Here is a 14,174-nt window from a genome sequence, read left to right on the forward strand (position 1 = left end):
AATATACTAGCAAATGCTCAAAAGGACCTACATTTTTATTTTGTAGATCCTTTTATATAAATACTTAATTATTTTCTTTATTTAATTTACCTTTTATTTGTTTTGCGATTTCATTTGCAGCAATCATACCAGTTTGAAGGGCACCTTGTTGACTTACATGCTTTTGTGATATATGCTCCCCTGCAAAAAATACTCGATTTTCCATTTCAGGAACCGTTACATCATAAGAAAACAGTGTTTTGTCTTCAGGCTTTGATAATGCTCCTGCCGTCCATATATACTGTACATCTGACCAAATCAATGATTTGTAATCAATTACTTTGTCATCAAGGTAATGAGGAGTAAGGCCATGAACTTTTTCTATATACCTTATTACATCATCAATTAATAGTTCTGGACTTTCATTTCCAAGTCTCATTGCTTCCTGACACCAAGTATAACTAGCTAATAATACGCCTTCTTCATTTGGAGTTACTCCAGGTTTTAATACCCATTTACCATATTTATTAACTACAGCTTTAGAGTGATCAGAAGGATAGTAAATTGAAGTTAATGGAAGATCGGTAAACGAGCATCCTCCTATTATCTTTTTTGATGCATTTCCCATTTCCCAAAATCTTTCCTTAAGAAATAGATATATCTTATGTGATGTCTCATTGTTCATTTCATTTATAGCTTGTATTTTTTTTGTTGTAAAAAGAGGTTCTATTTCAATTCTTCTTAAGCTAGAAAATGGTATTGCACATATTACATAATCAAATTCTTCAGATGTTTTTCTATTATCTCTATTATCTATATATTTAAGTATAATTTTATCTTTTGTAGAATCATTATATATTCCACAAATAGGGAATCCCATTTTTATTTCAATTTTCCCTAATTGTTCTTTACTAATGCCATTATAAGCTTCTTCATTTCTATCACAAAGCGCTTCATATAAAGAATGAGGTAAATTTATCATTCCTTCAGTAATACGATAATTATATTCAAAATCAGCTGTATAATATTGCTGAAGCATCTCAGTAAGACTTAAATTAAAAAATTGTTCTTTACCTCCCAAGCAGCCAAGCATTGTTATAAAATCCTGACTGACATCCATATTCTTACACGCATTTCTATAACTTAATTTATCTATGTCTATTATACTATCTGAGTATTCTGCTTTTACTTGAATTAATTCCCTTCTTACTTCTGTAGGGAGCGATTTCAAATATTTTTCATATATCTTTCCATAAAATTCAAACCATATTTGTTTTTTCTCTGTTTCACTCAGATTAAATTTAGAATATATATTATTTTCTACACTTTTTCCTTTAGCATCATTTACTGCTCGTTCATTTCTAACATATAACAAAGCATTATCATTATTATTTACAAAGGGACTTGTATGAAGTTTAAAGAGATTTATATAATGCCAAGTAGTTTCATGAGATATAGGTATACTCATTGGCCCTAATTCACCATAATATTTTTTATTTCTATCAAAATAATGGGTGTATACTCTTCCTCCTATCCTCTGACTTGCTTCAAATAAAGTAATGTTACATCCTGTCTTTCTAAGTTCAAAGGCAGCAGCTAAACCAGCTTCTCCAGCACCAATTACTGCTACCTTTGTATCTTTAGCTATTCCTATTGGACAAATATTTGTTATCTCTTCTGGAGGGCTCATTAAATCAATTATATTCTCTAGATCATCTAATCTATTTTGTAACTTGAGTATATATTCAAGCATGGTATGTCTTTCGCACTCACCAGGATTATCTATTTGGTAAGGAGAGTTTGAATTATTATAAGAATTCATAACTTTCACATCCTAATATCTTTATTACATATATAATTATATATGTACCGCTTCTTTAGTCTGATGTTATCCTGTTTTATAAATTCTCATTATTGCCACTAATAGTTTTTCTATATCATCAAATGTATTAAAATATCCAGGACTAACTCTTACTGTGCCGGCATATTCTGTACCAATAAGTTCATGTATTAATGGTGCGCAATGGTAACCTGTTCGTACAGCAATTCCCTCTTCATTCAATTGGTCACCAACAATAGAAGCATCAATTCCATCTATATTGAATGAAATTACTGATCCTCTTCTCTTTACAGAATCACTTCCATAGATCTTTATATAAGAAAGTTTTTTCAGTTCTTCCAATAAGTATGATATTAATTCCTTTTCAGATTTTTGTATGTTATCTATTCCAATTCGATTAATGAATTTAATACCTTCTCCAAGACCAGCAATACCAGGTGTATTTAATGTTCCACTTTCAAACTGATCTGGCATGAAGTCTGGTTGAATCATAAAATGAGAATTGCTTCCTGTTCCACCTTCTTTAAAATTTTTTAATTTTATTCCTTCTCTTATAAATAGGCCGCCTGTTCCTTGAGGTCCCAACAATCCCTTATGTCCTGAAAAAGCCAATAAATCAATATTATTTTCTTCTACATCAATTGGAATGGCTCCAACACTTTGAGATGCGTCTAGCATAAATATAATTCCTTTTGACTTTAAAAGGTTTCCTATGTTTTTGATATCTTGAACACTCCCAAGTACATTGGATACATGATTAATAATGACCATTTTTGTATTTTTATTTATCACCTCTTTAATATCCCTAATATTAACATAACCAGCTTTATCAGCACTTACTAATGTTACTTCAACCCCATTTTCACTTAGAGAGTGCAGTGGCCTTAAAACGGAATTATGTTCGATCACTGTGCTTATAACATGATCTCCTTTTTCTAAAACTCCTTTAATTCCTATATTTAAAGCTTCTGTTGCATTGCTTGTGAAAATCAAATTAAATGGACTAGGCATATTAAATAACTTACATATTTCTTCTCTTGTTTCCATAATTTTCGAAGCCGCTTTTATAGCCATGTCATATGAACTTCTTCCAGGATTAGCAGCATAGCTTTTCATACATTTTAGTACTTCATTATAAACTTCTGATGGTTTTGGAAATGACGTAGCCGCATTATCTAAATAAATCATATAAAGCTCCTTATTAAATATAAGTGTTATACCAATTCAATTGTTCTAATAGACTCTATTAATATTTAACACAATAAATTGTAATGAAATTAGACTCAATAATAAAAAGGATGATTGAAATTTTAGAGTTTACTTTATATTAAGTAATCATTTGTATAATGTAATAATGCATAGTTCTATACAAAATAGAAGAAACATCTAAAAGTAAAATTTCTAATTTCGAAATAATAACAATCATCCTTGTAGACAAAGCTCTTACAAATGATTCTGAAAATCACAATTTAATTTTCTTTAAAAGAACTTAAAAGGTCTATTTTCTAATATTTGTTATAGAACAAGGTTTAATAGAGCTAAAAGAAACTTTTAGAAGATTATCATTTAAAAGAAATATTTGCTAATTGTTCTCGTCAGCATTATCATCACAATCTGGGAACAATGGCTCTAAGTTTTGATCAGGATAGAACTTAGGAATTGGAGCTCGTACAAATTTTTCACATGGGTCTTCCTCTGGTTCTTCTTTACATGGCTCTTTTGGTACTGGACAATAATCATAAGCAGGAATGAGAAGTTGTACAATAAGTTCACATTTTACAACAATGTAGTAACCTAAAGTTATATCTAAAACACTGTCACAATTTTCATCTTCAACTATTTCACCATTTAAAGCTTGAGCAACCATTTCAAGTTTTATTATATTAGAATCTAAATCTTGTGCATCTATAACTGGTACATAACTTGCAGAAATTTGTGCTACAGAATCAGGACAATAGAACTTACCAATTACATCCGTTCTATTAATTTCATATAATTCACTTTTGTTCACACCATTGCAGTCAATATAATCTGCATAAAAAGAAATAATGTAAGAAATGACTATTTTCTTAAAGCCAGGTTTTCCTTTAATTGGAATCTTATCTACCGATATTAATTTTACATTGAAGTCTCTACTTCCAATATATCTCTTTGGATCTATTAGTGGATCGCTTCTTAATTCGCAATCTGTAGTATTTGTATCAGGACCTTCGCAGTATACAAGACATCTTTTTATTAAGCATTGATCAAAGATTTTAGGTATTTCAACGCAAACTAACTCAGAAGGATCTGGTAAACGTCCTTGTTTATTTACAATACCAGGACGTGGTGAGAATTTTTTGAAGTTAATGGACATAAATTTTCCTCCTCTTGAAAGATTATGATAAATGTAAATTTATTTAGTATTTATAGTACATCATATGTGTGAACATAAAAGTGGTGACATTTAAAAAAAAATTTTTTTCATTTAATTAATAACATTACTCATATAAAAATAACTATTTAATCATCTGATATAGATAAAAGATATATAACTTAGGGCTATGCAGTGGCTTTAAGTTAATATCTTCACTAGAAATTATAAATATTTTTTCAGAATAAAAATATTTATAATTTCGGTAAGTTCAAAAATGAGTATTATTCTTAAATTACATATATATATGCCGCAATGCATAATACACATCTCACAATTACGGCTAAAATTCTTGCAATATTTTTATAATTATCCTGAAGAATTATTTTTGCAATATATATAAGTTTAAATTATACCTCTTTAAATCATATATTATAATCTGGATATTTACTCAAGTCTAACTCATTTAACATTGAATTAGCTTTATCCTTTTCAGATAAAATCACATTTTCTATATTTTCTAAAGGCCAATTAACATTTATATCCGGATCGTTCCACATAATTCCGCATTCATACTCTTTTGCATAATAATCTGTACATTTATAATTTAATATAGCTTCGTTGGAAATTACTAAAAAACCATGGGCAAAACCTTCTGGAACATAGAACTGTTTCTTGTTTTCTTCACTCAAAACGATTCCTTCCCAGTTACCATAAGTTTTGGAGCCATTTCTTAAATCAACGGCCACATCAAAAACTTCACCTTTTGTTACTCTTATAAGCTTACCTTGACTATGCTCTCTTTGAAAATGAAGCCCTCTTAGAACCCCTTTAACTGACTTAGATTCATTATCTTGAACAAAATTCATATTAAAGCCAGCTGCTTCAAATTGTTTTTTATTGTAATTTTCCATAAAGTAACCTCTATTGTCCCCAAAAACTTTAGGCTCTATTATATAAAGGCCTTTTATTTTGCTTTCGTAAAAACTGAAATTTCCCATATTCACACCTCTAACTTTGTAATACACTTGTTATTATATTCATGAACTTCGCCTTCCTCTACCATATCCATTAAATATTTTCCATATCCTGTCTTCATTAATGATTTAGCAAGTTCTATAACTTTTTCTGATGTTATCCAGCCTTTTCTATAAGCAATTTCTTCAAGACACGCTATATATATTCCTTGGGTATTCTGAATTGCATCAACGAAATTAGATGCTTGAAGCATAGATGAATGTGTTCCTGTGTCTAGCCAAGCCATTCCTCTTCCTAGTAGATCAACTTTCAATTTTCCTTCATTCATATAGGCTTTATTTAGATCTGTTATTTCTAGTTCTCCTCTGGCAGAAGGTTCTAACTCTTTAGCCTTTTTGACTACTGTATTATCATAAAAATAGAGACCTGGTACAGCATATTTTGATTTTGGATTTTCTGGTTTTTCTTCTAATGAAATGACTTTGCCGTTAGCATCAAATTCAACCACTCCAAAGGCCTTTGGATTTTGAACATAGTAACCAAATATATATGCTCCACTATCTAGATTAGCCGCTTTCATTAAATGTTCTGAAAAGCTTTGTCCATAGAAAATATTATCTCCAAGTATCATTGCTACATTATCATTACCAATAAACTTTTCACCGATAATGAATGCCTCTGCAAGGCCATTGGGTTTTTCTTGAATAGCATAATCAATATTTAATCCTAATTCTTTTCCATCATTAAATAATTCTCTAAAATTTTTTATATCTCTTGGAGTTGATATAATTAAAATGTCTTTAATTCCCGAAAGCATTAATACTGACATTGGATAATAAATCATTGGTTTGTCATATATTGGCACCATTTGTTTAGATATCGATTTTGTCACTGGATAGAGACGAGTCCCAGAACCGCCTGCTAAAATAATTCCTTTCATTTTAATCCCCCATAATATTCTGATTAATTGTCTAACTTCAGAATAAATTCGTTTATTAATTATGTTATGAAAAAGTATATTATATAGTTACTTTCTAAAATCATAAAATTTAAGTTGTAATTAATGCAATATCCCCCATTTGTAACAAAATATAATACAAATCATACTATGTAATAGCATGGCATACAATGCTATGTTTGTTTATAAAGGGGGTTAAAAAAATTGTGGGATACGATGATTTTTTTGATGAGAATATAGATAACAAAAGAAAATATTCTTCTATTGATAAAAAAAATGACGATAGATATGACTTAGAATGCTTAATGGGATTAATAGATTTTGATAACTGTAAGAGAGGACCTCAAGGGCCACAAGGACCACAAGGTGCTCAAGGCGCACAAGGAGCTCAAGGACCACGAGGATTCCAAGGACCACAAGGAGCACAAGGAGCTCAAGGACCACGAGGATTCCAAGGACCACAAGGAGCTCAAGGTGCTCAAGGTGCACAAGGATCTCAAGGCGCACAAGGTGCTCAGGGATCTCAAGGACCTCAAGGTGCACAAGGAGCTCAGGGATCTCAAGGTGCTCAAGGATTCCAAGGACCACAAGGTGCTCAAGGAGCTCAAGGTGCTCAAGGATTCCAAGGACCACAAGGTACTCAAGGACCTCAAGGTGCACAAGGTGCTCAGGGATCTCAAGGTACTCAAGGTGCTCAAGGTACTCAAGGTGCTCAAGGATTCCAAGGACCTCAAGGTGCTCAAGGAGTTCAAGGTGCTCAAGGAGTTCAAGGTGCTCAAGGAGCTCAAGGATTCCAAGGACCACAAGGTACTCAAGGACCTCAAGGTGCTCAAGGTGCACAAGGAGTTCAGGGAGCTCAAGGTGCTCAAGGCGCACAAGGTGCACAAGGTGCTCAGGGATCACAAGGAGCTCAAGGACCTCAAGGTGCACAAGGTGCTCAGGGAGCTCAAGGTACTCAAGGAGCTCAAGGTACTCAAGGTGCTCAAGGATTCCAAGGACCACAAGGTGCTCAAGGAGCTCAAGGATTCCAAGGACCACAAGGTACTCAAGGACCTCAAGGTGCTCAAGGTGCACAAGGAGTTCAGGGAGCTCAAGGGGCTCAAGGCGCACAAGGTGCTCAGGGATCACAAGGAGCTCAAGGACCTCAAGGTGCACAAGGTGCTCAGGGAGCTCAAGGTACTCAAGGAGCTCAAGGGGCTCAAGGATCACAAGGAGCTCAAGGACTTCAAGGTACTCAAGGACCTCAAGGTGCTCAAGGATTCCAAGGACCACAAGGATCTCAAGGACCTCAAGGTGCTCAAGGCGCACAAGGAGCTCAAGGTGCACAAGGAGCTCAAGGTACTCAAGGTGCTCAAGGATCTCAAGGACCACAAGGGACTCAAGGTGCACAAGGACCTCAAGGATCTCAAGGATTACAAGGAACTCAAGGACCACGAGGATTCCAAGGTGCTCAAGGACCACAAGGGCCACAAGGTGCTCAAGGTGCTCAAGGACCACAAGGTACTCAGGGATTACAAGGAACTCAAGGACTTCAAGGTACTCAAGGAGCTCAAGGACCACAAGGTGGACAAGGATTACAAGGAACTCAGGGACCTCAAGGATTCCAAGGCGCACAAGGACCACAGGGATCACAAGGTGCTCAAGGATTCCAAGGACCTCAAGGTGCTCAAGGATCACAAGGAGCTCAAGGACCACAAGGAACTCAAGGAGCTCAAGGAGCTCAAGGACCACAAGGTGGACAAGGATTACAAGGAACTCAGGGACCTCAAGGATTCCAAGGAGCTCAAGGACCACAAGGAACTCAAGGACTTCAAGGTGCTCAAGGACCTCAAGGGCCTCAAGGATTACAAGGAACTCAAGGACCTCAAGGATTCCAAGGTGCTCAAGGACCTCAAGGCTCGAGAGTAATTAATATTTATCTTAGTTCACAACAATCAATTCCTAATAATTATTTCTTTGGAATAGGTATAGACTCGATTGATTTCCAAGCAAGCAGTGTAGTTGTACCTCAAAACGCTACAATTACTGGGCTAATTTTTAGTATTAGGAATGAGCCTTTGGATTTAAATCAATCTGTAAGTGCAGAGATATATAGAAGCACAAATTGTGGTGTTAATTCTACAGCAACAGGAATCATAGCAACAGTAACAGGACCAAATCCTACAAATTGTTGTGCATCTGTCCCTGCTAATTTATCTGTAAATCAATGCGATTTATTAAGTGTTAGAATTTCTAGAGTTGGTAACACTGCTGATTTAATTAACGGAGTTACAGCTACTATTATATTAACTTTACCATAAATATCAAAGTCCTAATTAATTAAAAATAGAGTGTTGATAATAAAATCAACACTCTATTCTTAATTGTTTAATTTAGGGACAAAAAACAATGTACTAAGTAGCTCTGCTAATTTTGCAGATAATTTTATTATTCTGGAATTACAACCAATTTCTCGTTGCATGAGGAGCAAAATTTTGCGTACTTAATACATGTTTCCAGCGAATCCGTTGGTTCCATAGGCCACCAACGAATTGATCCCATAGGTGCCTTAGAAGCAAAAAGCTCAATTTCCTCAGGAATACGCCCGACAACCAATACCTCAATATCTTTAAAGTTAGTTTCTAATCCTTTTTTTAGTGTATCTATCAATTTTTTATTTACATTTACAGGAGATGAGTATGGAATTGGAAAGATTATTGAAAGTTTATTAGAATTCTCATCAATTATATTCGCTGATTTTAAAGCTAAGTCTCCTTCTTCCCTCTCCCATACACGATTATATGATATAAATTCCTGTAATCCAAGCTCTTCAACTCTTTTGTGAATTCTCTCACTATAATATTTATACAGTTCTCCTATTAAAATTTGAATCTGTTTGTTTCTGGTAAAAGTTGAATTATCTCCATTTTCATTTCTATATTGTATATATAGCAAATCAGGAATACATATATATTTTGTGCAAAGAAATGTTCGAACTAATATATCGTAATCATCTGCAACTAATAGTTCTTCTCTATGCCCTCCAAGCATGTGATAGCAGTCTTTGGTCCATGCCCGAGGATGATTTGGTAATCCAGCTAAATGAAGTATGGTTGTTCCATTTATTACTGTATTTCTTAATACATTTTGCCATCTGTGCATTTCATGAACCCAGACTCGATAATATACACCATATCCATATCCACAATCCCATCCATACCAATTTGAGATATTGCTTCCGACATATGGTTCAGTGCAATCTCCATATACAAATCCACAATCAGGATGACGTTTAAATGCAGCTACAATTTTTTCTAAGCAATCATGTGTTAATTCATCATCATGATCTACTTCTAATAAGATCTCACCAGTGCATATACCAGCAGCATAGCGTTTTGTGGCACCTATATAACCATTGCGGTGATCTTGCCTATATCTTCTTACACGAGGATCATCTAGAATTAGTAAGTCCTGATTGTAAGTGGTATCATTATCACCAGAATCGTCTACAATTATCCATTCCCAATTTGAATAGGTTTGATTCAGAAGTGAGTTATATACGCGTTTAATTTTATCCTTAGATTTATATGCGGCTGTAAAAATTGATACTAATGGAACATCAGAAGAAAACTTAGTAATTGGTATTTTTTTATTTTCTGGAAGGAGATCTGTACATTTTAGCCAGCAATAGAATAAATGAGATGGTTGAATATCCTTTATTGAATCATAATGCAGCCAGCGTTTTCTTTCATGATATGGTAATGCATATAGTGTTGTAAACTGGTCTGCATCGCCTCCTATTGAAACATATACACGTGGGGCTTTAGGGTTTATTTTTAAGGTTGTATTTTCTACTTTGTATAATTCAACTTTTATTCCACTTTCAATAATTTCTTTCAACATTTTTTCAAGTTCATCTAATGAAATTTTTTTATCAACAAACATATGGACTGTTAATAATGGAACATCATTAAAGTGCATTTTTATCCTCCTTTTATTTATTAAGTTAAACTTGCCAAGATCTTTTGTGAATTTATAGATATCCAACGTATATTTAGACTTATGTTAATCAAACAAAATTCAATACATTTTTATTAAGACATCTATTTTAAATGATTTGTTTCCAGATTATATAATAATTACTACTTGCTTTTATCAATGTAAAGGGATTCTGTTATATTATTTTGCTTAAGAATTCAATTAATTATATAATATTATATTTTTATGAATAAGTTACAGCATCGTTGTATTTCTTATTAATATTAAACACAAAAATAGTCTATGTATATTCTATTAGGATAATCTTTTATAATTATCTTTCATAAAGTACACAGACTATTCAATTGCGTTATTATAATAATAATCGCATGATATTCTTATATAAGAAAAGTCATATAATTATATTAGATATTTCTAAAACGTATATACTTAATTGTATTTTTACAGTTATTATTTGTAGCAGATTGAGCCTAGTGTAAACACTACAACAAATTCAATTTTATCTCCACATTTATTTATAGCCTTAAAATGTAAGATATCAGATGGATAACCACAATTAAGCAACTTTTTTAGATTGTGTTTTGGCATAAATATTATACCTGAACTAACTACTTTATAATATCCTAGGCGTCCACAAATAAAAACTTCATCACAAATACATTTTTTATTGCAGCCAGTGTATATTATTTCAAGTGTATCACAGTTTGAAGAACATATTGCACTAGCTGTGAAATATTGTAATTTGTTTGGATAAACATAAATTATTTTATTTTCATTTCCAATGCTAGCTTCTAGATTACAATTTATTTTCATTACTGGAGCTTCACACTTATTATCACATGATTTATCAGTTTCTTTCTCTTCAATAATCTCTTTTTCTTCAATACCCATAATTTTCCTCCTAGAACTTAGAGTATAACTGTTTATTTCTATAAATTGTTTTTCCTAATTTCATCACTTTATTTATAACTGTTATATTTTATTATATAAACAATTTTTTTAATTGTTACACTTAATCAATCTACTTTGTTATAAACTGCTCATTGGATTTTAATAATTTCATTTAAATTTAGGTTTTTTAACAATAACGTCTACATAAATTACACGAGAATATTGCAACAAAATCATAAGACTCATGACTACACTTATCTGTGGCTGTGAAATGTAAGATATCTTTTTTTTTAGGATCTAATTTGGAATAAGTTTCAGCTATAATCCCAGAGTGCACTATTTTATATACTGCAAGATTTCCACGAATTCCATTATTTGAAGAACATCCATTATATCTAATAGTTACATCTCCACAACATTTTGATACATCAACTGTAAAAAATTGAGATTCGCCTGGAACTAAATAAAGCATTTTATTTATTGTATCGAAATCCACTTTTAGATTACAACTAGCATAAATCTTAGGTTCGCTTCCTTGGCAACAAGTGTCATGTTTTTTATTTTCCTCTTTCCCCCAATTTTCTACATTTTCTTTTTCGTTCAAACAATAGTCACATTCTATATCAAAAAAATCATCATCTACAAAATTCTCGTCATCACATATTTTTTTAGATTCATTTTTATTGTATGTCTCTTTTTCATTATCCATTCTACTTCCTCCAATTACTGGTATTAATGATTTAGCTTATTCTTTAGAAATTTATAATAAAGTAAAATCTGTGGACACTTATAAAAAAGGATACTTAATTAGGTTCTGTACAGAAAGAGAATAAAAAATATACACCTATAAAAAGAGCACGAAGTGTAATTAATATCAATTCACCTATAAAAAGAACACGAAGTGCAATTAATATCAATTCGCCTATTAAAAGAGCATTAAGGCAATTAAAGACTTACTGCATGCAGTCGCCTGCGATTTTATTATATTCTCTTATATAATAATGTATTAAATATTATTAGAAATGGTACAAAAGGTAATATAAAAACATAATATGTATTAAAATAAAACTTTTTATTACATTGTAGACTAAATTAATTTTAAATTTATAGAATTAATATTTAGTAGCGATTTATTTTCTTTAGTGAAAGGAAGTGGGATTTTGAAGGATAACGAAACTAAAAAAGAAAATTATGAATTTAATGTACATCCTTGTAACTTCAAAGTTAATATTAAAGAAATAAAGCCTTTTTATGTACACTCACGAAATTATATTTTTTTAGACTTACAAGTATTAGATTGTTATAGTGCTAAAAGCCGTTTAAGGATAAAATCATGTCCTCACAATGGTAAGCTATATTCAGTTGAACCCTCTATTCTTGTATATAAGCCAACAGCTGGATTTTGTGGTTATGATTTAATACAAGTACTGATTGAAGATGAGTTTGGTGGAAGCCATATAGAAAATATCATAATTCGTGTAATAAATTAAAGAGTGAGATTTTAAATTAATCTCACTCTTTAACTACAAAGATATAAATAAAATTTTATTCATTTGATTCATAATTAGTTATTTCTTTTATTGTATTATCATCATTCATAAAAACAACTGAAGGCTTATATTTTCTAGCTTCATCCTCATTCATTTGTGCGTAAGCTATTATAATAACTTTATCACCAGGTTGTACTAACCTTGCTGCAGCACCATTTAAACAAATAACTCCTGATTCCCTTTTACCCGGAATCACATATGTTTCAAGCCTTGCACCATTATTTATATCAACTATTTGAACTTTTTCGTTTTCTAAGATACCTGCTGCTTCCATTAATGTTTTGTCTATTGTAATGCTTCCTACATAATTTAATTCTGCCTGTGTAACTGTAGCTCTGTGTATTTTTCCTTTTAACATTGTAAGTATCATTAAAATTTCCTCCTGAAAATCTGTTTATTTATCTGTTCATAATAATCAAATTAGTATATATTCCTTTTCGGTATCTTCATAGATACTCTCATTAAATTGAACTTATCTTTTGAAGTATATTCCATATCAGAAATGAAGGTCATGCTTTTGTGGAAGCGTTACATTAGAGGATTTAGCTGTAGATATTTCTTTAGTGGAAGTTGTTCCATTTTTGCTTGTCCTGAACTCGTTTCAGGATCATGCAGAAATGGTGCAACTCCTGCTATTAGAAATTCACAGCTTAATCCTCAGTAACCTGAACAAATGCATGATCTTTATTTCGGTGGATTTTACGCATAAGTACATTTTCACCTCAGATATCTATATTATTATATTTCAAATGTAAAATTATCTATTAATCTTGTTTTTCCTATATAAACTGCAATTGGAATCAATACATTTCTCTCAATGATTTCAACGCTTTTTAGTGAATCACTATCTACGATTTCTACATAATCTATTTTTGCTAATGGTTCTGAATTTAGTACCTCTTTTATTGAATTTTTAATATTATTAGCATTTCTTTCACCTTTTCTTAATGCATCTTTAGCTATTTCTAAACTTCTACTTAATACTAATGCTGCTTTTCTTTCATCTTTAGAAAGATAAGTATTCCTTGAACTTTTTGCTAGTCCGTCTTCTTCACGAATTATAGGACAAGCAACTATTTCTACATCAATATTTAAATCTCTAACCATTCTTTTTATAACAGCCACTTGTTGAGCATCTTTTTCTCCAAAATAAGCTTTGTCCGGAGTAACTATATTTAAAAATTTTGAAACAACTAAACATACTCCATCGAAATGCCCTGGTCTTTTAGCACCGCAAAGTACACTTGTAAGACCCGATACACTAACACTTGTAGATTTATCTCCATAATACATTTCACTTGGTTCTGGATTGAACACTATTGCTGCGCCTGCATTAATACAAAGTTCCAAATCTTTATTTATGTTTCTTGGGTAACTATCAAAATCTTCATTTGGACCAAATTGTGTTGGATTTACAAATACGCTTACAACGACCTTATCATTTTCTTCAACAGCTCTTTTTATAAGACTCTCATGACCTTCATGCAAAGCTCCCATTGTTGGAACATACCCTACAGAAAGCCCCTCTCTCTTCCATGCCTTAATCAAGCTTCTAAGCTCTTTAATCTCTTTAACTAACATTACTGATCCCCCTTCTCATCCTAATACTAAAATTTAGGTTCATTATCACATAAGTATAAACTTACA

General features: G+C 32.0%; 12 protein-coding genes. 2 read left to right on the top strand and 10 right to left on the bottom strand.

Annotation, left to right across the window (positions count from 1 at the left end):
* Positions 1-64 precede the first annotated feature (64 nt).
* The 5 genes from KEC93_RS13345 to rfbA form a co-directional block, all read right to left on the bottom strand.
* Positions 65-1,801, bottom strand: coding sequence for a flavin monoamine oxidase family protein (locus KEC93_RS13345; RefSeq protein WP_039771008.1), 1,737 nt, complete (start codon positions 1,799-1,801; stop codon positions 65-67).
* A gap of 66 nt (positions 1,802-1,867) precedes the next feature.
* Positions 1,868-3,007, bottom strand: a complete 1,140-nt coding sequence (locus tag KEC93_RS13350; RefSeq protein WP_077868950.1) for an aminotransferase class V-fold PLP-dependent enzyme — start codon at positions 3,005-3,007, stop codon at positions 1,868-1,870.
* 394 nt (positions 3,008-3,401) lie between these two features.
* Positions 3,402-4,175, bottom strand: coding sequence for a hypothetical protein (locus tag KEC93_RS13355; RefSeq protein ID WP_077868951.1), 774 nt, complete (start codon positions 4,173-4,175; stop codon positions 3,402-3,404).
* Between the two features lie 422 nt (positions 4,176-4,597).
* Entirely contained in the window at positions 4,598-5,173 is a 576-nt protein-coding gene (gene rfbC, locus KEC93_RS13360; RefSeq protein WP_039771014.1) for a dTDP-4-dehydrorhamnose 3,5-epimerase, read from the bottom strand.
* A gap of 2 nt (positions 5,174-5,175) precedes the next feature.
* The gene (rfbA, locus tag KEC93_RS13365; protein ID WP_077868952.1) at positions 5,176-6,090 is read right to left on the bottom strand and encodes a glucose-1-phosphate thymidylyltransferase RfbA; all 915 of its coding nucleotides are present in this window, start codon (positions 6,088-6,090) and stop codon (positions 5,176-5,178) included.
* Positions 6,091-6,314: 224 nt separating this feature from the next.
* Here rfbA and KEC93_RS13370 point away from each other — a divergent pair, with 224 nt between their 5' ends.
* A complete protein-coding gene (locus KEC93_RS13370) occupies positions 6,315-8,408 on the top strand; it encodes a collagen-like domain-containing protein (protein WP_077868954.1) in 2,094 nt (697 codons plus the stop codon).
* Positions 8,409-8,535: 127 nt separating this feature from the next.
* Here the strand turns inward: KEC93_RS13370 and KEC93_RS13375 are convergent, their stop codons facing one another.
* From KEC93_RS13375 to KEC93_RS13385, 3 genes are all read right to left on the bottom strand, one after another.
* Complete coding sequence (locus KEC93_RS13375; RefSeq protein ID WP_077868955.1) at positions 8,536-10,068, bottom strand: glycosyltransferase; 1,533 nt, start codon at positions 10,066-10,068, stop codon at positions 8,536-8,538.
* 468 nt (positions 10,069-10,536) lie between these two features.
* Entirely contained in the window at positions 10,537-10,977 is a 441-nt protein-coding gene (locus KEC93_RS13380) for a hypothetical protein (protein WP_012058816.1), read from the bottom strand.
* A 187-nt stretch (positions 10,978-11,164) separates the two neighbouring features.
* On the bottom strand, positions 11,165-11,686 hold the full coding sequence (locus KEC93_RS13385) for a hypothetical protein (RefSeq protein WP_077868956.1): 522 nt from the start codon (positions 11,684-11,686) through the stop codon (positions 11,165-11,167).
* Between the two features lie 451 nt (positions 11,687-12,137).
* On the opposite strand from KEC93_RS13385, the gene KEC93_RS13390 reads away from it, so the two are divergent.
* Complete coding sequence (locus KEC93_RS13390) at positions 12,138-12,467, top strand: hypothetical protein (protein WP_077868957.1); 330 nt, start codon at positions 12,138-12,140, stop codon at positions 12,465-12,467.
* A 55-nt stretch (positions 12,468-12,522) separates the two neighbouring features.
* On the opposite strand, the gene panD is transcribed toward KEC93_RS13390, so the two are convergent.
* Entirely contained in the window at positions 12,523-12,897 is a 375-nt protein-coding gene (gene panD, locus KEC93_RS13395; protein ID WP_012058819.1) for an aspartate 1-decarboxylase, read from the bottom strand.
* Between the two features lie 368 nt (positions 12,898-13,265).
* Positions 13,266-14,108 carry a pantoate--beta-alanine ligase gene (gene panC / locus KEC93_RS13400; RefSeq protein ID WP_012058820.1) on the bottom strand — a complete coding sequence of 281 codons (843 nt, stop codon included), beginning with the start codon at positions 14,106-14,108 and terminating at the stop codon, positions 13,266-13,268.
* Positions 14,109-14,174 lie beyond the last annotated feature (66 nt).

The organism is Clostridium beijerinckii, assembly GCF_018223745.1.
GTDB classification, from domain to species: domain Bacteria; phylum Bacillota; class Clostridia; order Clostridiales; family Clostridiaceae; genus Clostridium; species Clostridium beijerinckii.